The sequence below is a fragment of the Paenibacillus sp. CMM36 genome (assembly GCF_053570945.1).
Genome location: NZ_JBSEDY010000002.1, coordinates 610,362 through 630,497, shown reverse-complemented (window position 1 = coordinate 630,497; position 20,136 = coordinate 610,362). Strand labels below are relative to the sequence as shown.

Here is a 20,136-nt window from a genome sequence, read left to right as displayed (position 1 = left end):
AAGGCATTTTTTATAATTAAATTGCGCACAATATTAAATAGGGGTTGACCTCACATGCTGCAACTTAACGAACACCTTTGCTTTTCTTTATATGCTTGCTCCCGAGCCATTTCTCGGTTGTATCGACCGCTATTGGAACAGATGGGAATTACTTATCCTCAATATCTTGTGTTGCTATCCCTCTGGGAAAGCGACGGGCGGACGGTCAAAGAACTAGGAGAACAGTTAGACCTTGATTCAGGCACCTTAACGCCGCTGCTGAAACGGATGGAAGCGAACGGACTGATTCAGAGAGTACGATCGACGGAAGATGAGAGGATCGTCTTGGTCCTGCTCACAGAGAAAGGGTTGGCCCTTAAGGGTGAAGCCGATTGTATTCCATCCGCGCTTCTATCAGCCAGCGGCATGTCCACCCAGGAAGTGTCGGAATTAAACAAAGCCATCAAAGTATTAGCGGACAAAGTCATTCAGACCAGCGGCAAATAATTCATTGGAGGTGTGACCATGCCAACAACGACCTTAACTTCAGCGTTAGAGAAGGTCACTGCAGCAAACCCGTTTGAAGTGCAGGCTATACACCAACGTGTCATCCAGCAACTTCAAGAGGAGGGCAAGGCGACAGGACTACCAGTCGGGGCAAAAGCCAAGGACTTTGAATTGCCAGATTCACTTGGAAACCAAATCAATTTGGCCGACGAATTGGCGAAAGGTCCTGTTGTCCTTACCTTTTACAGAGGAGGCTGGTGCCCTTACTGCAATCGACAACTAAGAGCTTACTAGGAGATTCTCCCCGAAATTCAGGCGCTAGGTGCTCAGCTTATCGCAGTCAGTCCGCAATTGCCGGATTATACGCTGTCTGATCAAGAGAAAGCAGAACTGTCCCTTAAGGTTCTTAGTGACCCTAAGGGAATCGTTGCCACCAAATATAACCTGTTGTATGAAGTGCCCGACTATCTGAAGAGCATGTATTTAAGCCATAATATTGATCTTCACGAGTACAATGGAGCGGATCATTGGCTGCTTCCGGTGACGGGAACGTTCATGATTGACGAATACTCCGTTATCTGCTCTACATACGTGAATCCTAACTTTACAAAGAGGATGGAGCCGGAGGATATTCTCTGGGAGCTGCGCATATTGTAATCCTTTTTTTACCCGAAATGGTTTTGAAAAATTTAATTTCATGAAATATATATAGCGATAGAGGAGAATGATACACATGACTAAAAAGATTATTCTTGAGCCTGCCGCACAACAATTCGTTGAGGATACTGCGAATCCGCCCTACTTATTCCATCTTGGGCCAGAGAAGGGAAGAGTTACGGTAGACGAAGTTCAATCGGGAGATGTCAAAAAACTGGATGTAGATATAGAGGGGCTCAACATCCCAGGCGGGCCGAGCGGTCAAGTGTCCGTTCGGATCCTGCGCCTGAAGAACACGGCCGGACAATTGCTTAAAACTGTTTTGTACATTCACGGCGCGGGATGGGTGTTCGGCAATGCCCATACCCATGATCGGCTGATTCGCGAGCTGGCGATCAGAAGCGGATCCGCCATCGTATTTCCCAATTACAGCTTGTCTCCCGAAGCCAAATATCCGACAGCCCTTGAAGAGATCTACGCTACCCCGCAATGGATCGCTTCCTCCGGCAAGGATTATGGCCTGAATTCAGATCATATCTCCATCGGGGGTGATAGCGTCGGGGGCAATATGACAGCGGCCATCACGTTGATCGCTAAGGAAGGAAAAGGCCCCGAGATCAAACGACAGCTGCTGTTCTACCCGGTTACAGATGCCTGAATGGATACGGGCTCGTATCATGAATTTGCTGAAGGATACTTCCTGCGTCGTGATGGGATGGCTTGGTTCTGGGAACAGTATATCAACAAACCGGAAGAGCTGAATGAAATCTATACCTCTCCTCTGAGAGCCTCCATCGACCAGCTTCGCGATCTCCCTCCAGCACTCATCATCACGGCTGAAGCCGATGTTCTTCGAGATGAAGGCGAGGCCTATGGGAATAAGCTTCGGGAGGCTGGTGTGGACGTCACGACGGTGCGTTATCAAGGAATCATTCATGATTTCGTCATACTGAATGCTTTGGCGGATACATTAGCCGCCCGCGGTGCAATTGCATTAGCCAGTACTTGGCTGAAGGATGGATTTCAATAATTGTAGAGGAAAAATAACCCGCACGTGCACCTCTAATATCTCCAAACACTGAGCAAAATACGCAAATCCTAATATGGACATGACTCGGTGCAAACAGAAACGGACTAGCGTAATATCGAACGCTAGTCCGTTTCCGTTTGCTCATTATTCCTTATGAGCTGCTTTTGCTCAATATGGGCCACTCCCCATTGATGTAAGGTTTCTAGAATTGGAGACAGGCTTATGCCGTATTCCGTAATAGAACTCAGGTAGTTGATACCGGATATCCTTTTATGGGGGGGGAGTCCTGATATTTGTCGATATACAGCGTCCCGTCCAATTGGAGCTCTGCGTAGAATACTTGATCCACGGAATGAATGCTGGCTTTCTTTAATTGTTGGTTGAGCCAGGCAACGGAGACATCCATTTTTATAAGATTTTTTTCCACGATTTTTCCATCAATAATAAGCTCCGTCGGGATTCCTTGAATAGGCGTAAGGGTTGCTTTTATATCTTTTTTCGTTGCAGGTAGTAGTTCTTCTTTTCTCAACACACTGAGTTTACCGTCAGGTTCCAAAATTGCAAATTCCACTTCTTCGGGTGAGAAGACATCCTTGTTCCGAAGCAACATGCTTAAATCGTCGATGTTGAGGTGCTGTTTAGCCAACGCCTCCTCCAAAATTTCCCCTTTCTTGATGAGAATCGTAGGCTGGCCGTCGAGAATCTCACGAGCTTTGACGGAGCGCAATCCGATCAATGCGATGATGAACGCCAAGAATGACCATAAGACAAGGCTAGATATTCCTTGCAGCAGCGTGATGTGTCTGTTGACGATAATCTCAGCAGTGGTGGAGCCGAAGGTAATCCCTGTTACATAATTGAAAAACGTTAGATGTCCGACTTGTTTTTTACCGAGCAGACGCGTTAAAACGAGTAGAGCAATGAAGGACGTTGCTGTACGAAATAGAATTTCACCATACGTCATGTGCTGAGCTCCTTGCATAACAGATAGTTTTAGATTGGCCTTCGTCCCCATCTCCTATACTTGAAAGGAAAAAGAATCTAATGAATATGAACGGCTGGAAGGTCGTCTTATGCACATAACGAAGGAGTGAATCACGCAAATCTTCAGGATTAGGGTAAGGGGTAGGTAGATTTAGAATGGACAATCTTTATAATGAGAATTAGATGTATATTTTATAGGGCTAAGGGGCGATTGTCGTGAAACTGACGCAAGGAATAGAGGCGCTGGCGGCAGAAATTGCCGATGTGGCTAGGACATCCTTTCGCACTCTTTTTGAAAACGGCGAACGTTACTATTACTGCACGCTATTTACTACTGGAGAGGGACATGCGCCAAGCATCTCCGCCTGGTCATGGGAGGCCTTGGAGAGGGAAGCGGCCAGGCAAGGAGACGAAAGCGACACGCCGGGATCAACGATTGCGGAACTCATCAAATGGTCCTATGCCGATTCACCCTATTGTTGTTTCAGAGATGAGAACTTCGATGATGTTAAACAATTGTTTATGAAGCGTCCTTCTATTGCGGAGCTTGAAGCTGACGAATGGAATCGTGAATTTGATTCGAGGCTGAAGGCCATGGAGCTGGCGATGAAAATGCTCGATAATGAAGGCGTGTTTGCCTTGAATCAACCGCGAGAGGCTGTATGCGTCCTTGTCGAGGTCATGCCGCCGGATGAGATCAACACCGAAATCGCCCTGCGTTTGAATCAGGCGGAGTCTCCGGCAATGCAAGCATGGTTGGCGGAAGCGGCGGAGTGAGGGCATTCGTGTTTCTTGAGGGAGATGTTGTAAAATGCCTACGGAAAATCAAATGAATATTTTAGTTGAGAGAACAGATTGTATTCTTTATTATGCGGGATCGCCTCTATCGAACGAACATAGTGCAGGCTGGATCGGCGGGAATGCACCCGAATTTTTTGATGATCAAGAAGACCTCATCCAAGAAGGTAACCCAAAATATGTTTTTTACTTGAGCCTCGTCCATCCCTTTAAACCTGAGAGCATGATTTCGATCTTCATCCCTGAAGACTATGAGGAGTATTTGGAAAATAACATTTATCCTAATTGCCCGATCAAGGTGATTGAGCATCCCATTTCGACTGAAAGCGTCAAAGATATGTTTACTAACCCGGGTCTTATAAAGCATGTAATTTCAAACGGGGAACTAAGCCATGATGAAAAGTCGATGGATCAGCCTTATTTGATCAAAGTAGGCGGAAACCCGAGACTTATTCAAAATGAAGACTATTATTTTGCGAAGCTGAGGGAGGAGTCATTCTCTTTTTTATTTCAGGTAGATGAAGATGGCTACCCCGAAACGTTGCTTCAGGAGGATTACAATTATCCTTTTGGTTTTGGATCACTATATATTTTTGCCAAAATGGGGACGACTGAGATACAACATCCAGTAGCGGGTTTTTGGCAATTCTCTTGATATAGCGTGGGGACCCTCGGGAGGACTTGAACGGCGGTGAGCCCGCCAAACGATTTTTGGCGTGCGTATGTCCTATTCGCACAAGCAGGCAGCCCGCCCCTGGCGTAAACTGAATTATAATCAGTGAGCGAGGTGAACTTCCATGGCACAATCGAAGGAGATGCGTGCACGGGCTAAGAAATTTCAAGGCCGTCCGGTCTGTGTCACCCTGCACAGCGGAGAGACCTACGTCGGCTACATCACCGACGTTAATCGCGGCGGGTTGATACTTGCCAGTGCTGGGGCTCCTCCACGCGCTTCTTCCGGGAGGCAAAATTCCCAATCTCTCAAACGCAGAGCCAGTTCGCATGCCCCGGGCGTCCGTCTCGGCAACCGGAAAAGCGGCGCACGTAAACCGTCTGGCCGTTCGCGCTCCCGCAAGCCGGACGCCAAGGTGTCGGCATTCCTGCCGATGATGGGCTCGCTGTTAGGCGGCCTTGGCGGCTCCACTGCAGGCGCAGGAGGACTTGGCGGTATGCTCGGCGGCGGCTTGCGGCTGTTCGGCATGATCCAGAAATTTCTCCCGGTCGTGAAGATGGGCTACGGCATGATCAAGTCCATTCGCCCGTTTCTCGGCGCCGTTAAAGGCTTGATGCCCCCGGCCAGTCCGGCCACGCCGGATAACGAATAATCGTATATCTGTGAACTTTAAGCTCCCTTTGAGTGGTCAAAGGGGGCTAGTCCACAAACCATTATCACTACCACTGTCTAATCCAAATCGGTTTTAACTCGGAATAGCCCATTTCCTTTAGTAAATCCCAGGCATGATCCAGAACGTGAGGCTTCCCCTGGACCCAGAGTTCTTGTCGTTTTGCCATCAAGTATGAGATGATTTCAGCAATATGTTTGGGTTTACCTAGATGGATGACAGTTTCTATTTCATTATTTTGGGCTGAAATGTCATAAAAGGACCAAAAAGTATGAGGCTCTTCTTCAGGAGGATTCGCCTGAAAGATGAGCGTGATTTTGATGTTTTTATTCTCTTTCGGAGATAGGTTTAGGATGAAGCGAGACCCGCCTGAGTACCAATAAACGAAGGCATAACCGTCGACCGTAATATTTCTTAATTGGCTTTTCATTATTTTCTCCCTCACGATATGTTGTTTAAAATGAACTGCGTTTGATGAGTCTCTAGATACATAACACTTTAAAGAGGTACGACCCATAGAAAAAATAATAAAATTGCTGGATAAGCAAACAAAGGAAACCTGGCTATGGTCAACAGGAGGGTTCAAATATGTGGTTTGGCAAGAAAGAAACGCAACTGGATCGAATAAAAAACAAACTGAGCCAAGCTATGCGCAAAGACGCGGGTTTCTCAGTGTTTGGATCATCCTCACATCAATATAGGGTTAAAGAGAAGCTTACAGCAAAAGAGCTGGCGGACTGGCAAGCCCACAATCAGGTCACACTTCCTGAGCCTTATGCGCTGTTTTTAACGAACATCGGCAATGGAGGCGCCGGACCCTATTATGGAATATATTCAATTGAAAAGGCAACTTCCTACACCGAGCGCCAAGCGCTCCTTGCAAAATCCGTTCTGTACCCCGGGATGACCAAAGAGGAATGGAACCGTCTAATTGAGCCCCTGACCAAGGACCAGGACATTCCCGATGAGGAATACGACGACACCTGTAATAAGGTGTTGGGCGGCATGTTGTGCATAGGCACCCAAGGCTGCGAATACGACATGTATCTCGTACTTGAGGGGAAATATAGGGGGAGAATTGTGTACACCTCCGATTTTCATCCTGATCATCCTTTTTTCTTTGTCTATGAAGACAGCTTTCTGGACTGGTACGAGCGCTGGCTGGATGAAATTATTCTGGATTATGATATCGGGTGGTTTGGCAGTCGAATGCCGGGTGATGAGAATGCGCTGATCCAGATTTATCAGAGCGCTCCAAACGAAGAAATCCAAGCCAAAGCGCTTGATGGAATGTTCAAGTTTAAGAAAGTCTCTCAGCTAACCCTTGCCTTTTTGGAAAATATTGCGGAGCAAAGCCCCAAAAATCGGACCACAGCCATTTGGCTCATCTGCCAAACTTCTTTTGACACGGGTAGAAAATATCTTCTGGGGCTGTTGCAATCGGATGAACACGGGGATTTTCTGCAAGCTTTACAGATTCTGCACGCTACCAGTAAAACTGAGGATTTAACGGAGTTTATTCCAGTGATCTTGCAAAGGCTTGACCGGATTCACGACCCGGAAACGTTGCGTTATGCAGGGTATATCTTGGAAGAGTACGGTGCGATTACGCTCCAGAACTTTGCACCTTTCTTGTGTCACGCCGACCCGAAAATGCATACCACTGCCATCTATGCCGCGCGCAGTTGCGAAAACAAGCTGGGAAGCTGGCAGATCATTGAACAGATGTTGATGGGGGGCGGCCCGCAGGTTCTGAATAACTTGATTTTATACTGGGGCATTATTCCACATGAGAAGCTGCTGTCTTACTATAAGGAGGTATGGCCGAAATACAAAAGCAATCCGAATTTCAGAGAAAAATTTATCGGTTGTTTGCGAGAACTGCATTTGCCAGATGATTATTTCGACAAAGACGAATCGTGAAGAAGGTGTGCATTAATTATCTATAAAATACGAACCAATAAGGTTCAGAGTATCATCCTCCAGATGATGGGCACCTGTGGGCTTACCTTGGATTTAATTATGACGTGGCGGAGCCTGAGTATTCCAAAATCGGATTTACGAGGAAGCCGAAAAAATGCTAAAACGCTACTGACATCCCGTTGTCAGTAGCGTTTTTGTATATTAAGTGTATGCGAATATCGCAGTGCTTTGAGAGGGGGCGACCTTTCTCAAAATCTTATTATAGAGGTGGAATTTATTTATGAAAGATATCAATTGGGAAGTGGATCCGGACCACAGCTCCGTCGAGTTTTCGGTGACGCATTTAATGATTAGTAGAATTAAAGGAGTATTCGAGCATTTCCAAGCGATCTTGAGTTTTGACCCCAACAATTTAAAAACCATGGGTATTCAGGCTTCCATAGATGCAAATAGTATTACAACTCGCCAATCGCAACGAGATGAACACCTGAAGAGTGACGACTTCCTTCATGCAGCCAAGTATCCAACCATTACGTTTCAAAGCAGCAGCTGCGTCCTTGCTGGCGAAAGGCAATATGAACTTACGGGCAATCTAACTCTGCATGGAGTAACCAAACCCATCACTTTTCATACCTTTTTTGAAGGACTAAACAAAGACCCTCGTGGCCGGGAACGTGTAGGATTTCATTCAACAGCCAGTATTGACCGCAATGAATTTGGCTTGACATTCAACTCGCCTCTGGAAAAAGGCGGGGTTATCGTCGGAAATGAAGTGAGAATCGAGCTTTATATCGAGGCAATTAGAATAGAATAGCAGTCCTAAAGGCCATCCTTTTAGCGGGGTGGTCTTTAAACTTGCCGTTACAGGTAGGGCGGTGAACCGTATCACAAATAAGGGCGGAAATTTTGAAGCAAAACAGTTTTGTTTTCCATAAGCATGAATTAGAATGTGGACTAAATGCAAATGCTTCGATAGAATATCATTCTATATTGTTGTGTTTTTTATTAAGGCGGATTGGGGAGGTAATCATGGGAAATACGGATAAGTTTGAAATGATAGCTAATGTATATGACACTTCTGAAAGAATTCAAATTGCAAAGGCATCATCTGATGCCATTCGTGAGTATGTAGTTGACGCTAATAGTAAGAATGCTATTGATTTTGGGTGTGGAACAGGTCTTGTCGGAATGAGCTTGTTAAATGATTTTAATTCTATGCTTTTTCTGGATACTTCACAAAACATGATTAATCAAATAAAGCAAAAAATTACTGATCTTCACATTCAGAATGCAGATACATTATGTTTTGACTTTGAAAAGGAAGGTCTAACGGATTTACATGCGGACTATATTTTTATGGCTCAGGTTCTGCTCCATATTCATGATGTTGAAATCGTTTTATCAAGGCTATTTGATGTTCTAAATGAAGGAGGACATTTACTAATCGTAGATTTTAATAAAAATGAAAAAGTAGTTTCAGATATAGTTCATAACGGATTTCATCAAGAAGAGCTGACTGACATTATGACTAAAATAGGATATAGAGATATTCAGTCCAAAACTTTTTTTAACGGAAGTAAAATATTCATGGGACAAGATGCATCTATGTTTATTCTTGATTCTCGAAAATAAACTTTTAGGCAGAAATCAGCTCTCCTTATAGTTAGCAGTTCTAAGGTACAACGAAATAAAAGGCCGTCCCTTATGAGACAGCCCATGCTTCTTGTACGGTTTTAAACTTATGATTCAATCTGTGCCTAGTAATGAATTAATTATGTTCAGGTGGCTTTTTTATAAACCAACCCAGCGCCAGAATAAGTATTGCCAGAATAAATTCAATCCAAAAAACCGTTTGTAGACCGGAAACCATGCTTTGTGTCTTCTCATGCATCGCAGTGGGATTGAGCGAATGGTGAAGATAACGATTGGCTCCAGACGACATGATGCCGACGAACAATGCGATGCCAATTCCCCCTGCAATCTGTTGGAGCGTATTATATATGGCTGTGCCATGAGGAACCAGGTGACGTGGAAGTTGATTCAATCCTGTCGTCTGAGCCGGCATGACGACGAATGACATGCCTAAGAATAAGAGGATATGATTGAACAGAACGGAACCTTGTGTTGTATCACTGTCGATGCCGGTAAACAGCCACAACGATATGGCGATCAGGAATAGTCCGGGCACAATGACGAGTCTCGGCCCGAATTTATCGAGTAATTTCCCCGATACCGGCATCAGCATTCCGTTCAAAATGCTACCTGGCATTAGAAGTAAGCCTGTCGCGAATGCTGTCAACTTCATCACATCCTGCATATAGAACGGCAGCAATGTTGTTGTGGCGAATAGAACCATCATCAGAATTACAATCAATACCGCAACCAGAGAAAAAGTGGAATGCCGGAATACGGAAAGATTGATCAACGGCTCTTTGATCTTAAGCTGGCGCCATACAAGCAAGAGCAAGAAAAGACTACCTATTGCAATCGATCCGTAACCTTCTGGCTCAAGAGAGACACTTGTTTGGCTGAAGCCATAGGTGACGCAGCCGAAACCGACGGTTGACATCACAATGGATACAAGATCGACCCTTGGCTTGGTCAGTTCTGTCACATTCTTTAAGTACACGAATGCATAAATCATCGAAAACAGTGCGACAGGAATCACCATGTAGAACAGCCATCGCCATTGAAAGGTATCGATAATTAAGCCAGACAAAGCCGGCCCGATGACAGGGGCGACCATGATGACCAGCCCCATGAGACCCATGGCGGCACCCCGACGTTCTGGAGGATAGAGAGCGAGAATCGTATTCATCATCGACGGGATCAATAATCCTGTCCCGCAAGCCTGAACAACCCTGCCCATCAGCAAGATTCCGAATCCCGGGGATACTGCACACAAGCAGGTACCGGCCAAAAATAACGCCATCGCAGACATAAACATCTGGCGAGTCGTGAACCATTGCTGTAGTAATGCGGTCACCGGCACCAGTACGCCGATCACGAGCATATATCCCGTCGATAACCATTGTATGGTCGAAGCAGCAACGCTAAATTCTCTCATCAACGCAGGAAACGCATGGGTAAGTAAATTTTCGTTAAGAAACGCGACAAATGTACCGATGAGTAGAGCGGTTAATATTGCCCCTCTCTTCATTCCTCTTGCATCTTGATCCTGATTGTCCATCTTCTACCTCCCGATTGTTCATTACGTTCCGTCCATTGTTTGTATATCGCTTAACCCGCAACGCCTTGAAGATCATTTTACGTGAAGTGGGATTAATTGGAAAAAGTGAAATTGCCCATCATACTCGGAAATTCATTCATATTTCGAAAGCATAAGGGGGGCTCCACCACGGTGTCGCTCATTCGCGCATTATTTCTTGACAAGATGAGGTTAGGGGATTATGATAACGTGCCGGTCAACTCTATAAGGCAAATAAAATCAAAAAGGCTGACTTTTCGTAGTGCCTTGGCACTGGAATCGTCAGCCTATCGTGCAGATTATCCTACACCATCACTTTCTAACAAAGAATAAAAATTATCACGGTCTTGGTCATCAAATTTGCCAAGTGTCCTTACCCTAACAAATTCATGTCCGCCATACATGTCTATTTCCTCACCGTACCTATTGTAGAGCGCGATCATATTGCCATCCTGATTCAACTCCAAGTACCCATAAATTTTGCTTCAGGAACTTCACCGTAAAAGAGCGTAAATTTGATTTTGATCACTCTGTGCGTGCAGATCCTCCCTTCCTGTCTTTCGTATTGGCTTTGAATATATATAGTATTCTCCATAAAATGTCAAGAGATAAGGTTTCTACGTATCTCTAAATGTTATTCAATTTATAATGACAAGCTCAATATATGGATAGTGTAAATTTCAAGCTTCTAAGTTTTTGGTGGGCAGTTTTTGTTTAGCCGTGCGATCGAAAATTGCCGTACACACAGTAACTACTGTTGTTTTTCCCCATTAGGTTCGCAGACCGCTTTCGCTTTGTGTCATATGACATTATGGCACTGGCGGATTTGACATCAAGAGCCGTAGGATACGATGACTACTTGTAAAGGATGTGGGCTCTTTGATGACAAGAACCGTCGTCAGCTTTATTCAAAATGGCTATTTCCTACTGCTTACTTTCGCTACCGGATTGTTTTACTTTTGCTTTTATCTGGTCGCTCTTACATTAGGCTTGAGTCTTTCGTTTACCGTCGCGGGCGTTCCTCTGATTACTCGCATTTTGCGAACTACAAACACCTTCCTGCAATTTGAACGCACACAGACCAAGATCTATACGGATATTACCACAGAGCTTTACGTTAAACCAATAAACACCGATGACTCTATCTGGCTTCAAGCAAGGAAGGAGCTGCTAAATCGGCGCAACTGGATCGCTATCGGCTGGCTGATGCTGAAGCTTCCGGTGGGGATTTTAAGCCTCATTAGTGCAGCCTTGCTTTATATAACTCCACTCGCAATGATTGCGGCCCCGCTCCTCTTTCCACTATTTAATTATTATTTTATGGGTGTACCTATAGATACTGTGATAAAATCCGTACTGGTTTCGGCCTCAGGAGTCATATTCACTATGGTGAGCTACAGGCTTGCGAACAGCTTCACGCGTATGCTAGGAGGCTACACCCGTCGTATGATCAAGAGTGTGAACCGGTAGCCGGAATGTCCCGGTCTGGATTTAAAAGTATTGTTGGATAATGATCTGCTCTATAATAGTTACGTAATGTCATACTGATAGTTCTTAGGGGTTGATGGTTTTGTTCGATATGGTAAAGCAGTGGTTCTGGTACGACTGGTTCATGCTTATGATCCGCTTGATTTGCAGTACTTCTCTCCTGCTCACTATCATAGAGCGGCAAGCTCATTTCACGCTGCCGCTTTGGGTTCTTGTGTTTTGGCAGCTTATTGCTTTTTCCGTTCCCTGGCTGTGCTTGCAGCTCAATTATAGATACTACCTGCTTACCGAGATTGTGATCCCGGGCGGGCTCTGCTTGTATTTAGTTTTGTTCTTTCCAGAAGCCTACCTCACATTCCTGGTATATGCATTTTTGATTGCCTCTAATAGCAAACAAAGAACATATCTTTGGTCAGGTCCTTTATCGATATTGCTCCTACCCGCTATAATTAAGCTGCTTGCAGAGCAGATTGATTTTTGGATTATGACCATTCAATTCGGGACGGCTTATGCATTCGGATTTTCCTTCCATTTATTGATGGTCAATCATCGTCAAAGTGAAATTATACGCGAGCAAAATGCGGTGCTGGAGCAGTACTTGTCCCAAATCGAGCGCATCACGCTGGCCGAAGAGCGGAATCGGCTCTCCAAAGAGCTCCATGATACCGTCGGTCATGCGTACACTTCCCTCATTATGGGGTTGGAAACCTTGCGCCCTGAGCTAGAGACGGATACAGGAACGAAACGGCTCGATTCCCTATTGAACCTGGCCCGGGAAAATATGGATGAAGTGAGAGGCTATGTGCATCAAATCGAATCGCCGCATGAAGAACTCCCACTGCTTCAGTCTTTGCGGAAGCTGGCAGAGGAGTTTCAGGAGCATGCTAAGGTGTCGGTTCGTTTCCAGGCCTTCGGGGAGGAATACCCTGTAACGAAGCAAGCGAAGATAGCGCTGTATCGCTGCTTGCAAGAATCATTGACGAATGCCGTGCGTCATGGACACTCGACGGAGATTACGGTTTCAGTGCAATTCGAGCCTCAGCAGACGAGGCTGGAAATTCAAGATAACGGCCGTGGGATGGAACATGGACGGGATGGTTTCGGCTTGAACGCCATGAAAGAGCGAGCGATGAATTTGCAAGGTCATGTTGGCGTCTATACCCAACCGGGCGAAGGCACCCTCGTTACCTGCACCCTGCCACGACAAACGGAGCTTAAGGATGATGTCATCCGTCTGTTGGTCGTCGATGACCAGCCTTTTATCCGTGAAAGTCTACGGATTCTTCTCGAGGAGCAGCAAGATTTGCAAGTCGTAGGGGTGGCAGAAGATGGCGAGCAAGCCATCGAACTGTGCAGACAGGTTCAGCCTCAGCTGGTGCTCATGGATTTGGACATGCCGAACCTGGACGGAATCTCCGCATCCCGTACCATAAAACAAACGTGGCCCCACATCCGCATCTTGATTCTCACCACGTTCGAAGATACTGGACAGGCTCTGGAAGCGCTGCGAAGCGGAGCGGACGGATACCTATTGAAGTCGATGAAGCCGGTAGAGCTTGCCGAAACAATACGTACGGTCTATCGCGGAGGCACGCTGATCGATCAGGAGATGTCGCACAAATTGTTTGCTCAGCTGGAAGCCGCCAAGAGCGGAGACGTTCCGTCGACAACCAAAGTGGCTGCGACCTATGATTTAACTTCACGGGAGCTTGAAATTTTACAGTTCGTGTCGAAAGGACTGCGATATAAAACCATTGCTTCCAAATTGTATTTATCCGATGGTACGGTTAGAAACTATGCGTCATCGGTCTATCTGAAGCTGGGGGTTCGCAACCGAGAGGAAGCAGTGCAAAAGGCCCGGGAGGCAGGGCTTTTGGAATAAACCTTACGGTTCGATGCGGATTTTCGTTGGATATGGAGGAAACTAAAAACAAGCGGCAGCATCAGCAGCCGCTTGTTTCTTATTGTACAAGAAAATCCCCAGTTTTGACGGGGGTTCAGGAAATCTTATATAAAGTACCATTATAGGAATTGGCAATTACAAAAAGGCAGATACCCCCCTTGTGAGGGAAGCCTGAGACCAATCGCGGTCGGCAGACTTTCGGTACGCCTCCTTAGGTGCCTGCTAGTACCGTGCCCTTATCGGTTGGCTTTTGCTTGCCCATAACATCCTCGAATGGGCGAGATGAGCCAAAAAGCGCGAGTCATGGGGAAATCCCCCCCTGCACTCGCGCTTTTTTTCGTTAATCCCGAAGTAAGCACTGTCCTTTACGGTAGAAAATTTACTTAATCCTTTTGAATTAGTGACTGATTGGCAACGTATAGTAATTAAATGCTTGATCCAACAAGGCACTGGCTTCTTGACGCTTCAAAAGCTGTTTGGAGCGGAAGTCTATGGAGCCGTCTAAATTGATCTTGGTATTCGGGTCCATGATACCTTGGGAAACAAGAGCTGTGATGGCTTTAACTGCCCAAGCATCCGTTTCGCCACCCAATTTAACCTTAATTCCAGGCTCAACCTGTTTCAGGTTCTGGATCATTACCGCCGCCATTTGTCTAGTGATAGGAGAATTAGGCTGATAATTACGTAGTCCGGCCATCATCTGTTTTGTATTCGGTTCAATCATGAAAGGTTGTTTATACCACCCGTGGGCGCGCAGCAGCACTTCTGAGAATTCTCTCTGAGTCATCGTTCCTTTCGGATCGAAGAGGTGGGCTGATTTTCCGCTCATGACTTTCAAAGCATTAAGGTTGTTTATATATGGAATATATTTACTATCCGCAGGTACATCAGAAAATGGTGAATCAATGTTTATTTTTTGCGCATAAGCAACGAGGTCTGGGAGTTGCATGTAATACAAATATGCAATATGGCCTGCTTGATTTTTATTAAACGTCAATTTATTACCTGATTCATCTTCAAATAATAAAGGGTGGATCATTTTTAGTGTATGTTTGCCTGATGTTCCTGTCTCCATTATTAATTTCCCGTCCGAATACGAAACCTTCGTCCTTAAGGCAGCGATACGCGTGTTTTGGTATAATCCCACGTAGTCTTGGGCCTGCTGCTCACTTATTGTCGCGTAGGTTGACTTTGGAAGTTCTGATTTTCTCGGATAATAATGATTCATAAATTCTTCATACACGTCAAGACTCATCATGGAGTCGTTATTGTAGGACATGTACATTGCTGTATTCTTCTCAGGCAGAATAACAATCAAGGAAGAATGCCCTGTAACATTTCCTCCCTTTAGAATCACATGCTGATTATTCATCTTCTCTTTGAAGTAGCCTTCGAATCCAATTGTTGTGACCGGGAACTCCTTATCAGGGAATAATTGGTATGTGTGCATTTGCTCTATGCTCTTTGGACTCACTACTTCTTTACCTTTGTACTTGCCTTTGTTCAGGTGCATAATAAGGTACTTCGCCATGTCATCTGCTGTTGAGACGATACCGCCTTCAGGTTTTTCCGTTGGTTTAAACCCGTCCAAGGGTATCAGTTCGCCTGTTGGTCCATAGTGAGCAGCCATTCTGCTTAACAATTGGGGGGTAAACCGCACATTCGTCGAATTCATGCCTAACGGTTTGAAAATATTCTTTTCCATATATTTGGAATATGACATACCCGTTACGTTTGCTACAGCATATCCCGCTAGCATGAAACCAAAATTGTCATAAGTGTACGCTTCTCCTGGAGTCCTGACAACAGTTGGCATATTTGATGCAATGAACTTCTTCATCGGAAAATATTTGTCCGCGTATTCTGGATGCATTTCCATGGAAATATCTGGTTCATCAAATCCACTTGAATATGTAAGTAGATCAAACATCGTCAGTTTTTTTCCTGTTTTATTCGGAACCTTTATTCCTCCTAAATACTCTTGGATATCGCGTTTTAAATCCATTTTCCCCTTATCGACCAACTGCATAGCTGCCAATGCAGTGAATGACTTTGTAACAGAGCCGATTTGGAAAACGGTATTTTTATCAACAGGAATTTTTTTGCCCTTGTCGGCATACCCGTAACCTTTGCTTAGCATCACTTTCCCACCTGCAACGACCACAAAATTAGAACCAACTGTATTATACTTCTTCATCTTGTCCGCAAAAACGCCATCTGCAAAAGCTTCTAGTTCCTTAGCATCTCGCGGTCCCTCCAAGCTAGCCTTCTCAGATGCAACTGGTACGTTAACGGGTGCGGCAACTGATGCGCCGTTGGGTGCCATACACGCGGTAGTTACCGTAGCAGATAATAGTAGAACCGCGAGACTGGTGTGAATCATTTTTTTCATGAATGATTTCTCCTTGAAATGTATTTTTGCCTTATAGCGTCCGGCAAAACCAAGTATGGCAAAGGACTTGTCATACCAACAAGTTACATTTCGCCACCCACCATACCAAGTCACTCCAAAGTGTCATATGACAATTAGGCACTAGGTTTAAAGGGCGATGGGTCATTCAGAAAAAACGGAAATTCACCACAGTTACATATCCTTTTTTACCTCAGTTCTTCTTAACCGTCTCTCCTTCAATTAACACAGGCTGATAATAGGTGTGGTTACGTAGATCCTTTTTCCCTTGAAGTTTCTTAATAACCCAATCGGCGGCATCACGTCCCATTTGTTCCTGGGGGTGCGTTAATGTCGTTAGTTTGATGTTTGCATTCTTGGAAATATAGGAATTATCTTGACCAATAATGGATAAGTCTTCGGGCACAGATATCCCAAGTTGTCTGCATACATGTACAACTTCTAGTCCGACCTCGTCGTTATAGCAGACAATTGCGGTTAAATCGTCTCTTTGTTCGGTCAGGAATTTCTTCAAGTTGGTGGATAGGTCCTGCTTTGTCTCTGTATAGAATGAGAGCACTTGCTCTGGGTGAAACCGTAATTTGGCTTCTCCAAGCGCTTTGATATAGCCCTTCATTCGATACTTTCCTTGTAAATCGTCCATTTTGGCAATGATGCCAATCTGTGTGTGTCCGTTAGCGATCAATTCTTTGGTCGCCAGATAGCTGGATTGTACGTCATCGAGGCAGAAGTAAGGAACTTCCAACTCTTCATAATAGGCATTAATCATGATGAAGGGAACATCCTGTTCCTTGAACGTCAGATAATAAGCGATATTGGGATTATATAGATTGCTCTTCGTAGGCTCAATGATCAAACCATCCACACCAAAGGACAGCATCATCTCCAAGGCTTTCTTTTCCTGGGCGACATCATTATTGGTACTCGCTAATAGTAATGAATAATTATCTTCATTTAATCTGGCTTCAATCCCGCGAATTATCGAGGGGAAGATGTAATCAGAGATGTAGGTCGTGATGACTCCGATGGTTTTATTACTGGAGTTCCCACCAGTCTTTGAGCGAAATTGGTTACTGACATAGGTGCCAGATCCTTTTTCACTTCTTAAGAAACCTTCGTTGGATAGTTCCAAAATAGCCTTCCGAACCGTCTGGCGACTAACTTTATACTTATCCTGCAAAGCGAATTCCGTTGGAATTTGTTCTCCTACGCTGTATGCCCCTGAAAGAATATTGCTTTTTATATCCTCAAGGATGACCTGATACTTTGGTTTCACTTTATTCCTTCTTTCCAAGTTGTTCTAATACTAATTAATGCATCTATAATATTTGTATGTACATATTTTAGCATAATTATGAGTTTATTATAATCTATTGTCCTATCTGTATAAATACTAAAGTTAAAACTAGAAAAACACTCGGTTTGTCAAAGTATTTGTAAGTATAACTATGGTTTTGTGTTGACAAATGTACGCACAAAAAATATACTAAGGCTGTAAACAAAAGAAAGCGCCTTCTTTCAATTAATGCGATTATAACAGTTGTTCAGAGAGAGGAGTAACGTGAGCATGGATCAAGACACTAAACAAGCGATTACTAAGGGAGAAACCTCACTTGGTATCGAATTTGGATCCACACGTATCAAGGCAGTGCTGATTGATCATCGTTTTGAAACCATCGCATCTGGAAGCTATGAGTGGGAAAACCTCCTGGTAGATGGATATTGGACGTACAACTTAGAGAGTATTATTATGGGCCTGCAAGAGGCTTATCGTGAAATGAAGCAAGAGGTTGAGCAAAAATATGGAGTCACCCTTCGTACGGTTGGTTCTATAGGATTCTCTGCAATGATGCACGGCTATATGGCTTTTGACAGCAAGGGTGAGTTGCTTGTTCCGTTCCGGACTTGGCGGAATGCGACAACCGGGGCTGCAGCAAAAGCTTTAACTGATAAATTTCAATTCAACATTCCTGAGCGATGGAGTATTGCTCACTTGTATCAAGCGATATTGAACGAAGAGCAACATGTCCCTCATATTGATTTTATGACGACGTTGGCTGGATATATCCACTGGCTGCTGACTGGCGATAAGGCAATTGGTATCGGAGACGCTTCGGGGATTTTCCCAATTGATGAGACTACACATGATTATAACGAGTCGATGGTTAAGCAGTTTGATGAACTCATTGCAGCCAAAGGCTACGATTGGAAGTTACAAGACATTATTCCTAAAGTTCATATCTCAGGCGAGCAGGCAGGTGTACTAACCGCAGCGGGAGCGAAAATCTTAGATAAATCCGGAGACTTACAACCTGGTATTCCGCTTTGTCCTCCAGAAGGTGATGCGGGAACAGGAATGGTCGCTACGAATAGTGTGAGAAAACGTACTGGCAACGTGTCTGTGGGAACCTCGGTTTTTGCCATGATTGTATTAGAGAAGGACCTTTCAGCGGTATATCCGGAAATTGATCTGGTGACCACACCGAATGGTAATCCGGTCGGGATGGTTCATGCCAACAACTGTTCAAGTGATCTCAATGCTTGGCTGGGCTTGTTCCGTGAATTCTATGAGGCCATGGGGCACAAGGCGGATCCGAATCAATTGTTCAGTGTGTTGCTGAATAAGGCTTTGGAAGCGGATCCAGATGGCGGTGGTTTACTCAGCTATGGCTATTTGTCAGGGGAGAATATCACCGGAATAGAGAAAGGCAGACCGTTGTTTGTCCGCTCTCCTGAGAGCCGTTTCAATTTGGCCAATTTCATGCGGACTCATCTGTTCACTGCATTTGCTGCTTTGAAAATCGGAATGGATATTTTGACGAAGAAAGAATACGTCGCAATTGACAGCATTCTGGCTCACGGTGGTTTATTTAAAACCCCTATCGTCGGACAAAAGATTGTTGCGGCTGCTATGAATGTCCCGGTATCCGTGATGTCAACAGCTGGAGAAGGCGGAGCGTGGGGTATGGCTATTCTGGCTTCTTACATGATGAACAAGGATCAACAAGAAAGTCTGGAAGACTTCCTCGACCAAAAAGTATTTAGAGATGTTGAGGGACAAGAAATTCATCCTGACGGTTCCGATGTTAAGGGGTTCGAAACATTCTTAGAACGCTACACACAAGGCCTGGCGATTGAGCAGGCTGCTGTAGATAATCTAGTGGAAAACTGGAGGAATTGACGTGTTAGAGCAGCTGAAAGAAGAAGTATTTCAAGCCAATCTGGATTTGCCTAAACATGGACTCGTGAAATACACCTGGGGTAACGTAAGCGCTGTTGATCGTGAGCGTGGCTTATTCGTTATCAAACCGAGTGGTGTTAGTTATGACACGATGAAACCTAGCGATATGGTGGTTGTTGATTTTGACGGCAATGTTGTTGAAGGAGAGATGAGACCTTCATCGGATACACCGACTCATGCCGTACTTTACAAGCACTACGCAGAGATCGGCGGTATTGTGCATACGCATTCGACTTGGGCGACGATTTGGGCTCAAGCAGGCCTGGATGTACCTGTAATGGGGACTACTCATGCAGACACCTTCTATGGTTCTGTTCCCTGTGCTCGTTTCCTGACACAAGAGGAGATCGACCGTGGTTACGAAGCGGAAACCGGCCGTGTCATCATCGAAACTTTTGAGCAGCGCGGGCTGGATATTTTAGCAGTGCCAGGTGTCCTGCTTAAGGGTCACGCTCCCTTCACTTGGGGGAAAGATGCGAAATCCGCAGTTATGAATAGCGTCGTGTTGGAAGAAGTTTCGAAAATGAATTTATTCGCACGGGAATTGAATCATTTTGCTGAAGAATTGCCGCAGCGGATTCTAGATAAACACTATTTGCGCAAACATGGGAAAGACGCCTACTACGGGCAAAAGTAAGACCAACTAAACTAAAAATGAAGAAAAG

General features: G+C 44.9%; 16 protein-coding genes and 3 pseudogenes. 13 read left to right on the top strand and 6 right to left on the bottom strand.

What is annotated here, in order from left to right:
* Window positions 1–54 precede the first annotated feature (54 nt).
* The 3 genes and pseudogenes from ACWA2B_RS06960 to ACWA2B_RS06950 all read left to right on the top strand — a co-directional run bounded on the left by ACWA2B_RS06960 (window position 55) and on the right by ACWA2B_RS06950 (window position 2,173).
* The gene (locus tag ACWA2B_RS06960) at window positions 55–486 is read left to right on the top strand and encodes a MarR family winged helix-turn-helix transcriptional regulator (protein ID WP_449291835.1); all 432 of its coding nucleotides are present in this window, start codon (window positions 55–57) and stop codon (window positions 484–486) included.
* Window positions 487–504: 18 nt separating this feature from the next.
* Window positions 505–1,143: pseudogene (locus ACWA2B_RS06955) on the top strand (peroxiredoxin-like family protein).
* Window positions 1,144–1,219: 76 nt separating this feature from the next.
* Window positions 1,220–2,173: pseudogene (locus ACWA2B_RS06950) on the top strand (alpha/beta hydrolase).
* 244 nt (window positions 2,174–2,417) lie between these two features.
* Here the strand turns inward: ACWA2B_RS06950 and ACWA2B_RS06945 are convergent.
* Window positions 2,418–3,137, bottom strand: a complete 720-nt coding sequence (locus ACWA2B_RS06945; protein WP_449291834.1) for a YetF domain-containing protein — start codon at window positions 3,135–3,137, stop codon at window positions 2,418–2,420.
* A gap of 236 nt (window positions 3,138–3,373) precedes the next feature.
* On the opposite strand from ACWA2B_RS06945, the gene ACWA2B_RS06940 reads away from it, so the two are divergent.
* From ACWA2B_RS06940 to ACWA2B_RS06930, 3 genes are all read left to right on the top strand, one after another.
* Entirely contained in the window at window positions 3,374–3,934 is a 561-nt protein-coding gene (locus ACWA2B_RS06940; RefSeq protein WP_051717971.1) for a DUF4303 domain-containing protein, read from the top strand.
* 34 nt (window positions 3,935–3,968) lie between these two features.
* Window positions 3,969–4,610, top strand: coding sequence for a hypothetical protein (locus tag ACWA2B_RS06935; protein ID WP_209950110.1), 642 nt, complete (start codon window positions 3,969–3,971; stop codon window positions 4,608–4,610).
* A 142-nt stretch (window positions 4,611–4,752) separates the two neighbouring features.
* Window positions 4,753–5,280 (top strand): hypothetical protein, encoded by a 528-nt coding sequence (locus ACWA2B_RS06930; RefSeq protein WP_069012336.1) that lies wholly within the window; start codon window positions 4,753–4,755, stop codon window positions 5,278–5,280.
* A gap of 67 nt (window positions 5,281–5,347) precedes the next feature.
* Here the strand turns inward: ACWA2B_RS06930 and ACWA2B_RS06925 are convergent, their stop codons facing one another.
* Window positions 5,348–5,728 carry a hypothetical protein gene (locus tag ACWA2B_RS06925; protein ID WP_069012335.1) on the bottom strand — a complete coding sequence of 127 codons (381 nt, stop codon included), beginning with the start codon at window positions 5,726–5,728 and terminating at the stop codon, window positions 5,348–5,350.
* A gap of 158 nt (window positions 5,729–5,886) precedes the next feature.
* Here ACWA2B_RS06925 and ACWA2B_RS06920 point away from each other — a divergent pair, with 158 nt between their 5' ends.
* The 3 genes from ACWA2B_RS06920 (at window position 5,887) to ACWA2B_RS06910 (ending at window position 8,853) form a co-directional block, all read left to right on the top strand.
* On the top strand, window positions 5,887–7,221 hold the full coding sequence (locus tag ACWA2B_RS06920) for an SMI1/KNR4 family protein (protein WP_449291833.1): 1,335 nt from the start codon (window positions 5,887–5,889) through the stop codon (window positions 7,219–7,221).
* Between the two features lie 280 nt (window positions 7,222–7,501).
* Complete coding sequence (locus ACWA2B_RS06915; RefSeq protein ID WP_449291832.1) at window positions 7,502–8,035, top strand: YceI family protein; 534 nt, start codon at window positions 7,502–7,504, stop codon at window positions 8,033–8,035.
* 215 nt (window positions 8,036–8,250) lie between these two features.
* A complete protein-coding gene (locus ACWA2B_RS06910) occupies window positions 8,251–8,853 on the top strand; it encodes a class I SAM-dependent methyltransferase (protein WP_029518902.1) in 603 nt (200 codons plus the stop codon).
* Window positions 8,854–8,989: 136 nt separating this feature from the next.
* Here ACWA2B_RS06910 and ACWA2B_RS06905 read toward each other — a convergent pair whose 3' ends face one another.
* Window positions 8,990–10,411 carry an MDR family MFS transporter gene (locus ACWA2B_RS06905; RefSeq protein ID WP_449291831.1) on the bottom strand — a complete coding sequence of 474 codons (1,422 nt, stop codon included), beginning with the start codon at window positions 10,409–10,411 and terminating at the stop codon, window positions 8,990–8,992.
* Window positions 10,412–10,728: 317 nt separating this feature from the next.
* Window positions 10,729–11,024, bottom strand: a pseudogene (locus ACWA2B_RS06900) (hypothetical protein).
* Window positions 11,025–11,311: 287 nt separating this feature from the next.
* Here ACWA2B_RS06900 and ACWA2B_RS06895 point away from each other — a divergent pair.
* Together ACWA2B_RS06895 and ACWA2B_RS06890 are read left to right on the top strand one after the other, a co-directional pair.
* Entirely contained in the window at window positions 11,312–11,899 is a 588-nt protein-coding gene (locus ACWA2B_RS06895; RefSeq protein ID WP_029518899.1) for a sensor domain-containing protein, read from the top strand.
* A 100-nt stretch (window positions 11,900–11,999) separates the two neighbouring features.
* Window positions 12,000–13,799, top strand: a complete 1,800-nt coding sequence (locus ACWA2B_RS06890) for a helix-turn-helix transcriptional regulator (protein WP_209950104.1) — start codon at window positions 12,000–12,002, stop codon at window positions 13,797–13,799.
* 418 nt (window positions 13,800–14,217) lie between these two features.
* On the opposite strand, the gene ACWA2B_RS06885 is transcribed toward ACWA2B_RS06890, so the two are convergent.
* Both ACWA2B_RS06885 and ACWA2B_RS06880 read right to left on the bottom strand, forming a co-directional pair.
* On the bottom strand, window positions 14,218–16,212 hold the full coding sequence (locus ACWA2B_RS06885) for a serine hydrolase (RefSeq protein WP_029518897.1): 1,995 nt from the start codon (window positions 16,210–16,212) through the stop codon (window positions 14,218–14,220).
* Window positions 16,213–16,423: 211 nt separating this feature from the next.
* Complete coding sequence (locus ACWA2B_RS06880; protein ID WP_341071423.1) at window positions 16,424–17,506, bottom strand: GntR family transcriptional regulator; 1,083 nt, start codon at window positions 17,504–17,506, stop codon at window positions 16,424–16,426.
* A 291-nt stretch (window positions 17,507–17,797) separates the two neighbouring features.
* Between ACWA2B_RS06880 and ACWA2B_RS06875 the strand changes: the two genes are divergently transcribed.
* Together ACWA2B_RS06875 and ACWA2B_RS06870 are read left to right on the top strand one after the other, a co-directional pair.
* A complete protein-coding gene (locus tag ACWA2B_RS06875) occupies window positions 17,798–19,411 on the top strand; it encodes a xylulokinase (RefSeq protein ID WP_341071421.1) in 1,614 nt (537 codons plus the stop codon).
* A gap of 1 nt (window position 19,412) precedes the next feature.
* Window positions 19,413–20,108: an L-ribulose-5-phosphate 4-epimerase gene (locus ACWA2B_RS06870; protein ID WP_013373853.1), complete on the top strand. Its 696-nt coding sequence runs from the start codon at window positions 19,413–19,415 to the stop codon at window positions 20,106–20,108.
* Window positions 20,109–20,136 lie beyond the last annotated feature (28 nt).